The 15,090-nt window shown below is 73.5% G+C and carries 13 protein-coding genes; 5 read left to right on the top strand and 8 right to left on the bottom strand.

Going from position 1 to position 15,090, the window contains the following annotated elements; translation table 11 throughout:
- The coding region (locus ACFPBZ_RS19360; protein ID WP_465251518.1) for a coiled-coil domain-containing protein at positions 1–775 on the bottom strand (775 nt) is incomplete at its 3' end.
- Between the two features lie 375 nt (positions 776–1,150).
- Between ACFPBZ_RS19360 and ACFPBZ_RS19355 the strand changes: the two genes are divergently transcribed.
- Both ACFPBZ_RS19355 and ACFPBZ_RS19350 read left to right on the top strand, forming a co-directional pair.
- Positions 1,151–3,976 carry an aconitate hydratase gene (locus ACFPBZ_RS19355; RefSeq protein WP_378037726.1) on the top strand — a complete coding sequence of 942 codons (2,826 nt, stop codon included), beginning with the start codon at positions 1,151–1,153 and terminating at the stop codon, positions 3,974–3,976.
- Between the two features lie 92 nt (positions 3,977–4,068).
- Complete coding sequence (locus tag ACFPBZ_RS19350; protein WP_378037725.1) at positions 4,069–5,637, top strand: BCCT family transporter; 1,569 nt, start codon at positions 4,069–4,071, stop codon at positions 5,635–5,637.
- A gap of 6 nt (positions 5,638–5,643) precedes the next feature.
- Here the strand turns inward: ACFPBZ_RS19350 and ACFPBZ_RS19345 are convergent, their stop codons facing one another.
- On the bottom strand, positions 5,644–6,198 hold the full coding sequence (locus tag ACFPBZ_RS19345) for a hypothetical protein (RefSeq protein WP_378037724.1): 555 nt from the start codon (positions 6,196–6,198) through the stop codon (positions 5,644–5,646).
- Positions 6,199–6,268: 70 nt separating this feature from the next.
- On the opposite strand from ACFPBZ_RS19345, the gene ACFPBZ_RS19340 reads away from it, so the two are divergent.
- Positions 6,269–7,030, top strand: a complete 762-nt coding sequence (locus ACFPBZ_RS19340; RefSeq protein WP_378037723.1) for a glycoside hydrolase family 16 protein — start codon at positions 6,269–6,271, stop codon at positions 7,028–7,030.
- Here ACFPBZ_RS19340 and ACFPBZ_RS19335 read toward each other — a convergent pair.
- The 4 genes from ACFPBZ_RS19335 to ACFPBZ_RS19320 form a co-directional block, all read right to left on the bottom strand.
- Positions 7,005–7,280, bottom strand: coding sequence for a hypothetical protein (locus ACFPBZ_RS19335; RefSeq protein WP_378037722.1), 276 nt, complete (start codon positions 7,278–7,280; stop codon positions 7,005–7,007). The two genes, ACFPBZ_RS19340 and ACFPBZ_RS19335, sit on opposite strands and share 26 nt — an antisense overlap.
- A gap of 103 nt (positions 7,281–7,383) precedes the next feature.
- The gene (locus ACFPBZ_RS19330; protein WP_378037721.1) at positions 7,384–8,952 is read right to left on the bottom strand and encodes a GMC family oxidoreductase; all 1,569 of its coding nucleotides are present in this window, start codon (positions 8,950–8,952) and stop codon (positions 7,384–7,386) included.
- Between the two features lie 2 nt (positions 8,953–8,954).
- Positions 8,955–10,505: an APC family permease gene (locus tag ACFPBZ_RS19325; protein ID WP_378037720.1), complete on the bottom strand. Its 1,551-nt coding sequence runs from the start codon at positions 10,503–10,505 to the stop codon at positions 8,955–8,957.
- A complete protein-coding gene (locus ACFPBZ_RS19320) occupies positions 10,502–11,992 on the bottom strand; it encodes an aldehyde dehydrogenase family protein (protein WP_378037738.1) in 1,491 nt (496 codons plus the stop codon). Before ACFPBZ_RS19320 ends, ACFPBZ_RS19325 begins: the two co-directional genes overlap by 4 nt.
- A gap of 135 nt (positions 11,993–12,127) precedes the next feature.
- On the opposite strand from ACFPBZ_RS19320, the gene ACFPBZ_RS19315 reads away from it, so the two are divergent.
- Both ACFPBZ_RS19315 and ACFPBZ_RS19310 read left to right on the top strand, forming a co-directional pair.
- A complete protein-coding gene (locus ACFPBZ_RS19315) occupies positions 12,128–13,195 on the top strand; it encodes an FAD-dependent monooxygenase (protein WP_378037719.1) in 1,068 nt (355 codons plus the stop codon).
- Positions 13,196–13,237: 42 nt separating this feature from the next.
- Positions 13,238–13,642, top strand: coding sequence for a hypothetical protein (locus ACFPBZ_RS19310; protein WP_378037718.1), 405 nt, complete (start codon positions 13,238–13,240; stop codon positions 13,640–13,642).
- On the opposite strand, the gene ACFPBZ_RS19305 is transcribed toward ACFPBZ_RS19310, so the two are convergent.
- Both ACFPBZ_RS19305 and ACFPBZ_RS19300 read right to left on the bottom strand, forming a co-directional pair.
- Positions 13,639–14,574: a DMT family transporter gene (locus ACFPBZ_RS19305; RefSeq protein WP_378037717.1), complete on the bottom strand. Its 936-nt coding sequence runs from the start codon at positions 14,572–14,574 to the stop codon at positions 13,639–13,641. The genes ACFPBZ_RS19310 and ACFPBZ_RS19305 overlap by 4 nt on opposite strands.
- Entirely contained in the window at positions 14,543–15,088 is a 546-nt protein-coding gene (locus tag ACFPBZ_RS19300) for a class I SAM-dependent methyltransferase (protein WP_378037716.1), read from the bottom strand. The genes ACFPBZ_RS19305 and ACFPBZ_RS19300 overlap by 32 nt, the downstream gene beginning before the upstream one ends.
- Positions 15,089–15,090 lie beyond the last annotated feature (2 nt).

Raw genomic sequence — 15,090 nt, 5'->3', positions numbered from 1 at the left:
GGGCGGCGTCGGCGGCGTCCCGGCTGCGCTGCTGCGCGGCCTGCGCCGCCTCGGCCCGGGTGCCCTGCGCGGCCAGGGCCGCGTCGGAGGCCTCGAGCGTGGCGAGGCGGGACTGGGCGGCGTCGCGCTGGACGCTCACGGCGGCGATGCGCTGCTGCTGGCCGGCGAGGGCGGTCTGGGCGGCCGAGAGCTGGTCCTGCGCGGCCCGGGACGCCGTGGCGGCGGCCTGGGCGGCGTCGGCGGCGTCGGCGGCGGCCTTCCGGGCTCGGGAGTCGGCGTTGGCGGCGTCGACCCGGGCCCGCTCGTAGCCGTCGAGGGCGGCCGTCTGCTCGGCGGAGACGAGCCCCTGGAGCTGTAGGCGCTCGGCCACGTCGGTCGGCCCGTTCGTGCCGGCCAGCGCGGCCGTGACGCTCGAGGAGTCGGCCTGCTGGTACTGCGCGGCCACCCACGCGTCGACCCGCGCCCGGGCCTGCTCGGCCTCGGCGGCGATCCGGTCGGCCACCTGCCGGCTGCTTGCCGCCTCCGCCCGGGTGCCCTCGACCCGGGCCTGCGCGCCGGCCTCGTCGGCCACCGCGCGGTTCGCGAGTTCCCGACGATGCCCGGCGCGCGCCGCGAGGTCGTCGAGCTGGGACTGCAGGGTGGAGAGCTGCCCGACGAGGCGCCCGACCTCCGCCGCGGGGCCTCCGGGGGGCGGCGGCGGGGTCTGCGCGAGGGCGGTCGCCGGCAGGAGGGACCCCACCAGGAGCACGGCGGCGAGGACGACCGCTCGCACCACGCGTGACCTCCTATGACCCGGCTGAGGGTGCGTAGTGGATCAGCTGCGTGCGCGGGGGCGGCGGCACCACGCGGCCGTGGGCGTGTCGGCCCTCCCACGTGAGCGGCGGCACCCCCCGGGGGGAGGTGATCGTCGTAACCTGGACACGGGGCCGGGGGGCGAGTGCGCCGTACCGGCGCGTACGCGAGACTTCCGGCGACGGGGATCGGTGCGGTCGCCCCCGACCGCGGGACAGGTCACCACCTGCCCCGATCCTCACCGGACCAGGACTGACCGGCGGCTGCGTCGGGCATCACCACACCCAGCGCAGCACCGGGCCGCAGGAGGAGCGGGCGGACCCCCACCACGGGTCGCGCCCGGACGAGGAGGACACGCGTGAGCGAAGAGGCCAGCAGCAGCGTCGACAGCTTCGGGGCCAAGGGCAGCCTCGAGGTCGGCGGGAACACCTACGAGATCTTCCGTCTGGACGCCGTCGAGGGCTCGCAGCGCCTGCCGTTCAGCCTCAAGGTCCTGCTCGAGAACCTCCTCCGGACCGAGGACGGGCTCGTCACCACCGAGGACTCGATCCGCGCGCTCGCGCAGTGGGACCCGAACGCGGAGCCCGACACCGAGATCCAGTACGTCCCCGGCCGCGTGGTCATGCAGGACTTCACCGGCGTGCCCTGCATCGTCGACCTCGCGACGATGCGCGAGGCCGTCACCGAGCTCGGCGGCGACGCCACCACCGTGAACCCGCTCGCGCCCGCCGAGCTGGTCATCGACCACTCCGTGGTGGCCGACCTGTTCGGCACCCCGGACGCGTTCGAGAAGAACGTCGAGCTGGAGTACCAGCGCAACGAGGAGCGCTACAAGTTCCTGCGCTGGGGCCAGACCGCGTTCAACGAGTTCAAGGTCGTCCCGCCCGGCACCGGCATCGTCCACCAGGTCAACATCGAGCACCTGGCGCGCGTCGTCATGGTCCGCAACGGCCAGGCCTACCCCGACACCCTCGTCGGGACCGACTCGCACACCACGATGGTCAACGGCCTCGGCGTGCTCGGCTGGGGCGTCGGCGGCATCGAGGCCGAGGCCGCGATGCTCGGCCAGCCGGTGTCGATGCTGATCCCGAAGGTCGTCGGCTTCCAGCTCTCCGGCGAGCTGCCCGCGGGCGCCACCGCCACCGACCTCGTCCTGACGATCACCGAGATGCTGCGCGAGCACGGCGTCGTCGGGAAGTTCGTGGAGTTCTACGGCGAGGGCGTCGGCGCGGTGCCGCTGGCCAACCGCGCGACGATCGGCAACATGAGCCCGGAGTTCGGCTCCACCTGCGCGATCTTCCCGATCGACGACGAGACGCTGAACTACCTGCGCTTCACCGGCCGCGACGAGGAGCAGGTCGCGCTCGTCGAGGCCTACACCAAGGAGCAGGGCCTCTGGCACGACCCGTCGCACGAGGCGGACTACTCCGAGACCCTCTCGCTCGACCTCTCGACGGTCGTCCCGTCGATCGCCGGCCCAAAGCGCCCCCAGGACCGCATCCAGCTCGACGCGGCCAAGGAGTCCTTCCGCCAGGCGCTGCCCGACTATGTTGACGACGACGGCGTGGCCAAGAGCCAGTCCGAGGAGTCCGACAGCGAGTCGTTCCCGGCGTCCGACCCGCCCGCCGAGCACCCGAACGGCGACGACGACCGGCCCTCGGTGCACCGCCAGCCCGTCGACCCGGGCGGCCGCGCGTCGCACCCGGTGCCGGTGACGCTGTCCGACGGCACGGAGCTCGAGCTCGACCACGGCGCCGTCACGATCGCCGCGATCACCTCGTGCACGAACACCTCGAACCCCTCCGTGATGATCGGCGCGGCCCTGCTCGCGCGGAACGCCGTCGAGAAGGGCCTCGAGCGCCGGCCGTGGGTGAAGACGTCCCTCGCCCCCGGGTCGAAGGTCGTCATGGACTACTACGAGCGCTCCGGTCTGCTGCCCTACCTGGAGAAGCTCGGCTTCAACCTGGTCGGCTACGGCTGCACCACCTGCATCGGGAACTCCGGGCCGCTGCCCGAGGAGATCTCGAAGGCGATCAACGACGAGGACCTGGCCGTCACCGCGGTGCTCTCGGGCAACCGCAACTTCGAGGGCCGCATCAACCCCGACGTGAAGATGAACTACCTGGCCAGCCCGCCGCTGGTGGTGGCCTACGCGCTCGCCGGGACGATGGACCTCGACATGGCCACCGAGCCGCTCGGGTACGACACCGAGGGCAACCCGGTCATGCTCGACGACATCTGGCCGAGCCCGCAGGAGATCCAGTCGACGATCGAGGAGTCGCTCTCCGCCGAGCAGTTCACCTCGCGGTACGCCGAGGTGTTCGCCGGTGACGAGCGGTGGACCTCGCTGCCCACCCCCGAGGGCGAGACCTTCACGTGGGACGAGGACTCCACCTACGTCCGGAAGCCCCCGTACTTCGAGGGCATGGACCGGGAGCCGTCGGACGTCACCGACCTCGAGGGCGCCCGCGTGCTGCTCATGCTCGGTGACTCGGTGACCACCGACCACATCTCCCCCGCCGGGGCCATCAAGGAGGAGTCGCCCGCCGGGCGCTACCTCAAGGAGAACGGCGTCGAGCGCAAGGACTTCAACTCCTACGGCTCCCGCCGCGGCAACCACGAGGTGATGATCCGCGGCACCTTCGCCAACATCCGGCTCCGCAATGAGCTGAAGGACGGCGACGGCAACGACCTGCCGCAGGGCGGCTGGACCGCCGACTTCACCGACGGCGGCAAGCAGGCCGCGGTGTACGACGCGGCCCAGAACTACGCCGCCGCCGGCACGCCGCTGGTGGTGCTGGCCGGCAAGGAGTACGGCTCGGGCTCGTCGCGCGACTGGGCGGCCAAGGGCACCACGCTGCTCGGCGTCCGCGCCGTCATCGCCGAGTCCTACGAGCGGATCCACCGCTCGAACCTCGTCGGCATGGGCGTGCTGCCGCTGCAGTACCCCGAGGGCCAGGACGCCGAGTCGCTGGGCCTCAAGGGCACGGAGACGTTCTCGATCTCCGGGGTCACGGCCCTCAACGACGGCGGCATCCCCGACACGGTCCACGTGACGGCGCAGCCGGAGTCGGGCGACGCCGTGGAGTTCGACGCGCGCCTGCGCATCGACACCCCCGGGGAGGCGGCCTACTACCGCAACGGCGGCATCCTGCCGTACGTGCTCCGCAAGATGCTGGGCTGACGTACCGCCGAGCCGACGACGGCCCGCCGGCCACCTCCCGAGGTGGCGGGCGGGCCGTTCGTCGTTCCCCGGGGCGGGGTACCTGCGCGGGCATGACGGACACCGAGCAGGCGAGCGGGCAGACCGCGTCCCCCGACGACGAGACCGGTGCCGTCGGCCAGTTCGGCACGGTGTTCTGGGTCTCCGTCGGTCTCTCGGCGGCGTTCGTGGTGGCCTCGTTCGTCGCCGTCGGCCCGGTCGCCGCCGCCCTCGCCGCCGCGGTCACCGCGATCGTGACCTACCTCGGGTGGCTGTACCTGTTCCTGACGACCGGGTTCGTCGTCTTCGCCCTCTACCTCGCCCTGGGACGCTTCGGCGGGGTGCGCCTCGGCGGTCCCGATGCCCGGCCGGAGTTCGGCCGCACCGCCTGGTTCGCGATGCTGTTCCAGGCCGGCATGGGGGTCGGGCTGCTGTTCTGGGGCGTGGCGGAGCCCGTCATGCACGCCCGCGAGCCCGCGCCGGGCACCGCCGTGCCCGGGTCGCCGGAGGCCGCCGAGGTCGGGATGCAGTACGCGTTCTTCCACTGGACGCTGCACCCCTGGGCGATCTACGCGGTCGTCGGCCTCGCGGTCGCCTACACCGGGTTCAACCGCGGCAGCGCGAGCCTGCGGCTCTCGGCCGTGCTGCGCCCGCTGCTCGGCGGGCGGGTCGACGGACCGCTCGGCCGGGCCGTCGACGTGCTGGCCGTCGTCGCGACGCTGTTCGGGGTCGCGGTGTCGCTGGGACTCGGCACGCTCCAGATCACCGCGGGCCTCGGCGACGTCTTCGGCGTGCCCGGCGGGGTGACGCTGTCCCTGGTCGTCATCGCGGTGACCGCGGTGGGTTACCTGCTCTCGGCGTCCACGCCGATCTCGAAGGGCATCAACCGCCTCAGCCAGGCCAGCCTGGCGTTGGCCGTCGTGCTGCTCGCCTATTTCGTGGTCGTCGGGCCGACGACGATGCAGCTCAACCTGATGGCCCAGGAGACCGGGAACTACCTCGCACAGGTCGTCCCGATGAGCCTGCGGACCTACCCGTTCGCCGGGCCGTCCTGGCTCGCCGACTGGACGATCTTCTTCTGGGCGACGTGGATCGCCTGGGCGCCCTACGTCGGCGCGTTCATCGCCCGCATCTCCTACGGGCGGACGGTCCGCGAATTCGTCGTCGGGGTGATCGTGGCGCCCAGCGTGTTCAGCGTCGTCTGGTTCTCGGTGCTCGGCGGCGCCGGGCTCGACACCGACGCGCGCACCGGGGGCGCCGTCGCCGCGGCGGCGAACCAGGACGAGGCCCTCGCGATGTTCCGCTTCCTGCGCGAGTACCCGGGCTTCCTGTTCACCGCGGTGCTCGTGCTGGTCCTGATCTGGATCTTCTTCGTGGCGGGCGCCGACGCCGGGACCGTCGTCCTCGGCAGCATGTCGGGCGGCGGGCTCGACCCGGCCCGGCGCAGCAAGATCACCTGGGGCCTCATCATGGCGGCGTTGGCCGCGGGACTGCTCCTCATCGGCGGGCTCGACGCGCTGCAGAACGCGGAGATCGTCGTCGCGACCCCGTTCGCCCTGCTCATGGTGGCCATCTGCGTGGCCCTGCACCGCGCCCTGGCCGCGGATCACCCGCGGCAGGGGGCCGACGGGTCGCCGCGGTGAGAGCCGTCAGGCCGACTCGTCGAGCTCCTCGTCGTCCTCGGTCTCCTCCTGCGCCTCGAGGGCCGTCGTCAGGACCGCCCCGAGGTCGGCGCCCGCCTCGGCGGCCTGCAGCGGCAGCGCGATCGGGGTCAGGCCCAGCACGATGAAGGGGTAGGCGAGGGTGCTGTCGTCGTCGGGCAGCCAGCGCGCCGCGTCCCGGGCCTCGACGATGCGCCGGCCCAGCAGCAGACCCACGTCGAGCACGAGCGACGGGGTGGCCGCGTCGGTAGGGCGGTCGCGCAGCCACTCCCCCACGGTCGTCCAGTCGGCGGCGCCGTGGTGGGCCAGCCCGAGACGGTCGAGCAGCGCGGCGGCCTCGGCGGTCCGCTCGGGCTCGGCGGCGAGGATGCGGGTGCACACCTTCCGGGCGCGGATGTCGTCGACCGTGGTGCCGGGGAGCTCGTGGTCGGCGACGTAGGGGCGGTAGCCGGGGAGGTCAGCGGGGGCGTCGACGGGGCCGTAGACGGGGGCGCCCGGCACGCGGACCCAGGGCAGGAACGTCGACCACAGCAGCTGGCGCACGGCGGTCACTGTAGGTTCCCGGTCAAGCCTCCGGTTCCTCGCCCCGCCGGCGGGTGGGAGGCTCCGGCGGGTGGACCGGTTCGACGAGCGCTTCCCTCCCCCGACGCTCGACCTCGCCGTGTGGACCCCGGCCTATCTCCCGGCCTGGAGTTCGAGAGCCGCGGCGGCGGCCGAGTACCGCCTGGACGACGAGGGCCTGCGGCTGTCGATCCCGGACGACCACCCCGTGTGGTGCGCCGATCGGCACGAGCCGCCGCTGCGGGTGTCGGCCGTGCAGTCGGGGAACTGGTCGGGGGCGGTCGGCAGCACGCGGGGCCAGCAACCGTTCCGGGAGGGGCTCGTGGTGCGCGAGGAACAGCCCGAGCAGCGGGGCTTCACCCCGCACCACGGCGTCGTCGAGGTGGAGTGTCGGGCTCGGCTGGGTCCCCGGTCGATGTTCTCGGCGTGGCTGATCGGGATGGAGGACCGCCCCGAGCGGTGCGGCGAGATCTGCCTGGTCGAGGTGTTCGGCGACTCGGTGTCGCCGTCGTCGGCGGCGGTCGGTGCCGGTCTGCACCCGTTCCGCGACCCGTCGCTGCGCGAGGAGTTCTCCGCCGACCGCCGGAGCATCGACGTCAGCACGTTCCACCGGTACGCCGTCGACTGGACGTCCGAGGGCGTCGAGTTCCTGATCGACGACGAAGTCGTCCGGCGCTCCGACCAGTCCCCCGACTACCCGATGCTGCTGATCCTCGGGCTCTTCGACTTCCCCGGCCGGGCCGTGCCCGGTCGCGTCGAGGAGCCCCCGGAGCTCGTGGTCCGCCGGGTCAGCGGTCGGCGATCACCACACTGATCTCGTCGACGGCCCGCCGGAGCTCGTCGGCGCGCCGCGTCGAGGAACCGGGCGACGGCGGTGTGGGCGTCGGGGGCACGGCGTCGCCCCCGGCGCGGAGGCGGCCGTGCGGCCCGGGCCGGACGACGTCGCGCAGCACCGTGGCCCCGTCGGCGCGCAGGTCGGCGCGGGCCCGGTCGACGACCTCGCGCCAGACGGCGCCCCCGGGATCGTCGAGGGGGTAGCGGTCGGTGCCCACGACCGTGCTCACGTCGGGCCCCCTCCGTCCCGGGACGAGCAGGCGAGGGGACCGACAGCGACGCCCGGACGAGCGGGTGCGCCGTGCCCGACCGGCACGGCGCACCCGGGTCCCGTCAGGCCTCGCGGCGGATGAAGTCGGCGCAGCGCTCGCCGATCATCATCGTCGTGATGCAGGGGTTGACGGTGATCAGGTCGGGCATGATCGACCCGTCGGCCACCCGGAGGCCGTCGACCCCGCGGACGCGCAGCTGGGGGTCGACCGGCGCCAGCGGGTCGGAGTCCGGGCCCATCTTCACCGTGCAGGACGGGTGGTAGACGGTGTTGTGGGTGTTCCTGATGTAGTCGAACAGCTCCTCGTCGGTCTGCGCCGACTCCCCCGGCGCGAGCTCGCGGCCCACCCACTCCTTGAGCGCGGGTGACGCGGCGATCTCCCGGGCCACCCGGATGCCCCGGATCATGACCTCGCGGTCGTGCTCGTGGCTGAAGTAGCGCGGGTCGACCTTGGGCTTGTCGTGGAAGTCCCGGCTCGAGAGCCGCACCGTCCCCTTCGACTGCGCCCCGGTGACGTTCGGGGTGAGGCAGAAGGTGTTGTCGGCGGTCGGGTAGCCGTACCGCACGATGTTCATGTCGAACGGCACCGAGCCGTAGTGGTACATGAGGTCGGGGGTCTCGCGGCCCTCGGAGCCGGCGAAGATCCCGATCTGCCACCACTGGGTGGAGACCACCGGCATCTCCTGCAGGGCCTCCCACTGGACGAGGCCCTCGGGGTGGTCCTGGAGGTTCTCCCCCACCCCGGGCGAGTCGACGAGCACGTCGATGCCCACCTCGCGCAGGTGCTCGGCCGGCCCGATGCCCGAGAGCATCAGCAGCTTCGGGCCGTCGATCGCGCCCGCGGACAGGATCGTCTCGCGGGTCGCGGTGATGTCGACCGAGCGGCGCTGGTCGGGCGTGCGCAGGCGGACGCCGGTGGCGCGGGGCTTCTCGCCGGAGGTGTCGAAGGTCAGCTTCTCCGCCCGGTACCCCGTCCACACCGAGAGGTTCGGCCGGTCGAGGTTCGGGTGGATGTAGGCCGTGGACGCCGACGAGCGGGTGCCGTCGGGGTTGGCGTTGACCTGGAACCAGTTCGCGCCGCGGATCACGGTGCGCCCGGTGTTGAACGGCGTGGTCGGGAGGCCGACCTCCTCGCAGGCCTCGAGCAGGGCCTCCCCGCAGGGGTCCTGGTCGCCGACCGTGCGGATGGTGACCGGGCCGTCGGTGCCGCGCCCGGGGGCGTCGGCCTGCTCGGCGCCGTCCAGCGCGGTCTCGAGCTTCTTGTAGAACGGGTAGCACTCGTCGGCGGTCCAGCCGTCGCAGCCCTGCGCGGCCCAGGCGTCGAGGTTCTCCCGCGGCGCCCAGAACGCGATCGCCGAGTTGTGCGACGAGCACCCGCCGAGCACCTTGGCGCGGGCGTGGCGCATCCACGAGTTGCCCGACTCCTGGGGCTCGATGGGGTAGTCCCAGTCGTAGCCCGACTCGAGCAGCTCCATCCAGCGGCTGAGGTCGAGGATCGCGTCGTCCCCGACGTCGGACGGCCCCGCCTCGACGAGGCAGACCGTCACGTCGGGGTCCTCGGACAGCCGGGCGGCCACGGCACAGCCGGCCGTGCCGCCGCCGACGACGACGTAGTCGAATTCCTGGTCCATGCTCAGGCCTCCCCGACGGGCGCGGTGGTGTCGGTGGTCTCGCGCGCGTGGGCGGCGACGACCCCGGTCTTGTGACGCTGGACGAGCCAGTAGTAGGCGAACCCGACGCCCAGGATCACCCCGGGCAGCAGGACCCCGCCCCACTGCAGGTACCAGTGGAAGGGCTCGGTGGCGTTGTAGACCTCGTTGCGGGGCCAGGCGAGGTTCACGGTCATGAACCCGCCCCAGAGCACCGCGAGGATGTTGACCGGGAGCCCCCAGCGGCCGAGGGAGAAGGAGCCCTCGCGCGGCTGCCACTGCCCCTTCAGGCGCTTGAGCAGCAGCGGGACGGTCACCAGCAGGTACGCCGTGTAGATCATGATGATCGCGATCGAGGTGACCACGGTGTAGATCTGCGGGCTGAAGGTGACGAAGAGCAGGACGATCGCGACGACGCCGATGGCCACCGACGCGACGACCGGGGTCCCGAACCGCGGGTTGATGGTGCACAGGGTGGAGCCCGCGGGGAGGTTGTTGTCCCGGCTCATCGCGAAGGCCAGGCGGATCGCCGCGGCGTGCACCGCGAGCGCGCACACCACGACGGCGATGACGACGGCGACGAGGATGATCGACCCGCCGATCGGGCCGAGCACCTGCAGGATCAGCGTCTGCAGCCCGCCGAGCGACGAGAGCGCCGGGTCGGAGAGGTCCGGCGCCGACATGATCGCGAACAGCAGGATCAGCCCGCCGAGCAGGAACGAGAAGAACAGCGCCCGCAGGATCGCCTTCGGGGCGTTCTTCCGGGGGTCGTGCGACTCCTCGGCCAGCGAGGACGCGGTGTCGAAGCCGTACATGACGTAGAGCGAGGCGAACATCGCGACGAGGAAGGCCCCGGCGTAGCCGAAGGGCCGCCCGGAGGCGTCGATGCTGCCGGTGTCGAGCACGATCTGCGGTCCGCGCACGATGTTCACGGCGAGCAGGACGATCAGCAGGACGGCCGCGACCAGCTCGATGAACACGCCCGCCGCGTTGATCTGCGCCATCAGCTTCGTGCCGAACGCATTGATCGCGGTGGTGAACACGATCAGCAGCGCCGCGAGGATGACGCCGTTGAGCGCCTGGGCGCCGGTGTCGTCGGCGTTCTCCATCGGGATGAACTGGAAGCCCGACCACAGCTCGGGCAGCGTCGCCTGCAGCGCGAGCGCGACGGCCGCGATCGAGACGATCGACGCGGTGAGCATCGTCCAGCCGGCGAGCCACGCGGTGTGCGGGCTGGTCAGGCGCTTGGTCCAGTTGTAGATCGACCCCGCGACCGGGAACCGCGCCGCGAGCTCGCAGAAGCACAGGGCGACCATGAGCTGCCCGACGAAGACCAGCGGCCAGGACCACCAGTACGCCGGGCCGCCCGACCCGAGCCCGAAGTAGAAGAGCTGGAACGTGCCGGTGAGGATCGAGATGTAGCTGATGCCCGCGGCGAACGTGTGGAAGCTGCCGAGCGAACGGACGAGGCTCGGCTTGTAGCCGAACTCGTCGATGTCCGAGCTGTCGCTGGTCGTCCGGTCTGTCGTGCTCACGAACCACTCCCTTGCGTGGAAGAGGGGAACCACCCGGTCGGCCCTGGCCGGGTGTTGGTCCAGATGTGCTTCGGTTCCTGGTACTCGGCGAAGCCCGCGCGCCCGAGCTCGCGGCCGACGCCGGAGTGGCCGAAACCGCCCCACTCCGCCGCCGGCACGTACGGGCCGAAGTCGTTGATCCAGATGGTGCCGTGGCGCAGCCGGGCGGCGACCTCCTCGCACGTCCCCTGGTCGGCGGAGAACACCGCCCCGGCCAGGCCGTACTCGGTGTCGTTGGCGATCCGGACGGCGTCGTCGAGGTCGGTGAACGTCTCGACCGTCAGCACGGGGCCGAACGACTCCTCGTGCACCACGTCCATGTCCTGGGTGCAGCCGTCGAGGATCGTCGGGGGGTAGAAGTAGCCGTCCGCGAGCGCGCCCTCGGTCGGCCGGTAGCCGCCGCAGCGCAGGACGGCGCCCTCGGCGATCCCCTTGGCCACGTAGGCCTCGACCTTCTCCCGGTGCGCCGCGGAGATCAGCGGGCCGGTCTCGGTGCCGGGGTCGTCGGGCCCGCCCATGACGATGCGCTGGGCCCGCTCGACGAGTTCGTCGACGATCCGGTCGTGCGCCGACTCCTCGACCACGAGCCGCGCGCCGGCGGAGCACACCTGCCCCGAGTGCAGGAAGATCCCGGTGAGGACGTTGTCGACCGCGGTCTCGTGGTCGGCGTCGGCGAAGAGCACGAACGGGTTCTTGCCGCCGAGCTCGAGGGCGACCTTCTTCACCGTCGCGGCCGCGTTGGCCATGAGGATCCTCCCGGTGGCGAGGCCGCCGGTGAAGCTGACCATGTCGACGCGCGGGTCGGTCGACAGCGGTCCGCCGGCCGTGGCGCCCGCCCCGAGGACGAGGTTGGCCACCCCGGCGGGCAGCCCGGCCTCGGCGAGCAGCTCCATGAGGATGATCGCGGTGTGCGGGGTCAGCTCGCTGGGCTTGAGGACGAAGGTGCAGCCCGCCCCGATCGCCGGCGCGACCTTCCAGGCCGTCTGCAGGAGCGGGTAGTTCCACGGCGTGATCAGGGCGCAGACGCCGACCGGGTCGTGCACCACCTTGCTGCGGGCGTTCGCGATCCCGGTCTCGACCAGCCGGCCGTCGTCGGTGGCGGCGAGGTGCCCGAACCACCGGAAGCAGTTCGTGATGTCGTCCATGTCGATCTCGGACTCGGCGACCCGCTTGCCGGTGTCGCGCGTCTCGGCGAGGGCGAGCCGGCTCCGGTCGCGCTGCAGCAGGTCCGCCACGCGCAGCAGCAGGGCGCCGCGTTCCGGCGCGGGGACGGTCGACCACCGTCCGTCGTCGAACGCCGCTCGGGCCGCGGCGATCGCGCGCTCGGCGTCGACCGCCGTGGCCTCGCTGACCTCCGCGACCAGCTGCCCGTCCGCGGGGCTCCGGATCTCCCGGGTGCCACCCTCCGCGGCGTCCGTCCACGCTCCGTCGATGTAGAGCTGCCCCACGCGGTTCGTCCCTTCCGAAGTGCTCACCCGGATGCTGCAGTCCGGGCGCCGACAGCTCACGATGATGTCACCTCCGGGCGACATGGGAAGGCCTTCCCGGGTTCGGCGGGGCTCCGGCCGGGGGATGCGTCGGACGTGGGTACTGCGGTGGTGGTCGGCGGGGGCATCGGCGGGCTCGCCGCGGCGTGCGGTCTCGTCGCGGCCGGCTGGGACGTCGAGGTGCACGAACGCGCCCCGGGCCGCGAGGAGCGCGGGGGCATCTCGATCTGGCCGAACGCGCTGCGGGCCCTCGACGCCCTCGGGGTGGGCGACGCCGTCCGTGAGGTCGGGCTCGTGCAGGCCGCGGGCGGGATCCGCGACCGGCGGGGCCGCTGGATCGTCCGCACCGACCAGGACCGGATGATCTCCCGGCACGGCGACGGCGTGACCGTGCTGCCCCGCGCCCGGCTGCTCGACGCCCTGGGCAGCGGTCTGCCGCCGGGCACCGTGCGCTACGGCTCCCCCGTCGACGACCCGGGCGCCCTCGACGCCGACCTCGTCGTCGGCGCCGACGGCATCGGATCGGCCGTGCGTCGGCTCGTCGCCCCGGGGGCGCGCCCGCGGTCGACGGGCACGGTGGCCTGGCGGCTCGCCGCCACCGTCGCCGACCCGCCGACCGAGGGCGGCGAGACCTGGGGCGACGGCTGCTACGCGGGGGTCGCCCCGCTCGCGGACGGCCGGGTGAACCTCTGGGCGGTGGTGCGGGACGACGAGCCGGCCGCGCACGACCTCGACGCCCTGCGCCGGCGGTTCGCGGGCTTCCACGCCCCGATCCCCGAGCTGCTCGGGGTCGCCGACCCGGACTCGGCGTACGTCACCGACCTGTCCTGGCTCCCGCCGCTGCGCTCGCTGGTGGCCGGCCGGGTCGTGCTGGTCGGCGACGCCGCCCACGCCATGACCCCGAACCTCGGGCAGGGCGGCTGCCTCGCCCTCGAGGACGCCGTCGTGCTCGGCCGGTGCTCGACCGACCTCCCCCGCTACGACGCCCTCCGCCGCCCGCGGGCGGCCCGCCTCACCCGGCGCTCGCGGCTCGCCGGCCTCGTCGCCGGGCTCTCCGGCCGGTTCCCGACGACGGCCCGCGACGGCCTGGGCCGTCTGCTCCCGACCGCGGTGACCCTGCGCGGCCTCGACGGCGTCCTCGGCTGGCGTCCCCCGCCGGTGTGACCCGGCGGACCGCCCCGATCAGCCCGGCCCTACAGTGCCCGCGTGACGTGGGCCGCAGGGCGTAGCAGATGGGTCCGGGCGGGGGGCGCCCTGGCGGCGGTGCTGCTCGCGGGAGTGGCGTGCTCACAGGAGCCGCAGGCCCCGCCGGCCCGGCAGCGGACCGTGGAGCTCTCGGTCTCCGGGACCCCCGGCGCGGTGTTCGGGCAGTACACCCTCATCGGCGAGCTCGGGCAGCCCGGCTCCCGGACGATCCAGCAGGTCCCCTTCAGCACGACGTTCACCGTGCCCTTCGACCCCTCGCCGAAGATCGACGTGTCGGTGGTCGGGGTCCGGCCGGGGTCGCGGCTGTCGTGCCGCGTGGTGGTCGACGGGCGGACGGTGGCGGCGCAGACGGTCACCGTGCCCGGCCCGAACGCCGCCTGCATCGCGCCGCCGAGCACGAGCTAGGGCGCGGGCGCCGGGTCCGCGCGGACCACGGGGCGCCGCGAGCGCTCGCGCACCCCGAGCAGCGTCACCGACAGGGCCACGACGACCAGGCCCACCACCTGTGTGGGCGTCAGCGACCCGCCGAGCAGGGTCACCCCGAGCACCGTCGCCGTCACGGGGAAGGCGAGCTCGGCGAGGGTCGCCCGCGCCGCCGGGGTGCTCCGCAGGCCCGGGTAGTACAGGGTGAGCCCGAGCAGACCCGGCACCAGGGCCAGCGCGACCAGGGGCGGCAGCTGCCCGACCGTCACCGCGACCGGGCCGCCGGTCGCGAGCAGCACGACGAGCGCGGCGGGCAGCCCGATCGCGAACCGCAGGACCGTGATCTCCCACGGTGTCGCCCCCGAGCGGGAGCCCACGTAGCGGCCGAGGACGGTGCCGGCCGCCCAGAGCACCGCGGCCCCGGCGGCGAGCAGGGCCGCGACGACCGCCTGCACGCGCACGTCGAGGGGGTCGGCGAAGGCGAGCAGCCACGCCCCGACGAGTGCGGGCACGGCGTAGGCCCAGTAGCCGCGCCGCAGCTGCTCCCCCAGCAGCCACGCGGCCCCGACCGCCGCCACCAGCGGCTGGATCTTCTGCAGCACCAGCGGGGTGACCGGGTCGCCGAGGGTGAGGGCCTCGGTGAACAGGACGGTCGCGAGCGCCGACGACCCGGCGCCGATCACCGTCATGGCGACGCGCGAGCGGACCGGCATCGCGGTCAGGGCCCGCCACGCCCGCGGCAGCCACGGGACGAGCACCACGACGATGACCAGGTGCTCCCAGAACACGATGCTCGCCGCCGGGAGGGCGCCCGCGAGCGGGGCGCGCAGGAGCGCGTCGGTCCCCCACAGTGCCGCGCCGAGCGCGACCAGCCAGGTCCCGTCAGCCCCGGCGCGCGACGAGATGAGCCTCACCGCCACCCTCCTCGTCGACGATCACGTCGAGGTGCCCGAAGGCCCCCGCCAGCTCCCCCGGTCCGGCCCGGAACCGCCCACCCGTGTCGCCGACCGACGAGAGCACCGTGATCACCAACAGCCCGCCGGGTGCCAGTACTCCCGCGAGCGTCGGGTAGAGCAGCGGGTCGCGGAACCGCTGGCAGACGACCACGTCGTAGCGGGGCGCGTGGAGCGACGGGGGGTGGTGCAGTGCGGTGAACGGCAACCCGGAGTCGAGGTCGGCCTCGTGCCACGCGACCTCGACCCCCTCCTCCGCGGCGAGCTCCCGGCCGAGCGCGAGCCCGGCGGGGGCGGCGTCCACCGCGTCGACGGCGAGCCCGCGCCGCGCGAGCCACACCGCGACGGTCCCGCGCCCGCAGGCCACGTCGAGGGCACGGCCGGTCGTCGGGACGAGGTCCTCGCGCCCGACGAGGACCGAGGGCGGGCCGGGCCGCCCGATCCCCGACCGCGCGTAGCGCTCGTCCCAGTCCACCC

The organism is Actinomycetospora atypica, assembly GCF_042653685.1.
In the GTDB taxonomy this organism is placed as follows: domain Bacteria; phylum Actinomycetota; class Actinomycetes; order Mycobacteriales; family Pseudonocardiaceae; genus Actinomycetospora; species Actinomycetospora atypica.
This window is presented reverse-complemented; position numbering and strand designations above follow the sequence as displayed.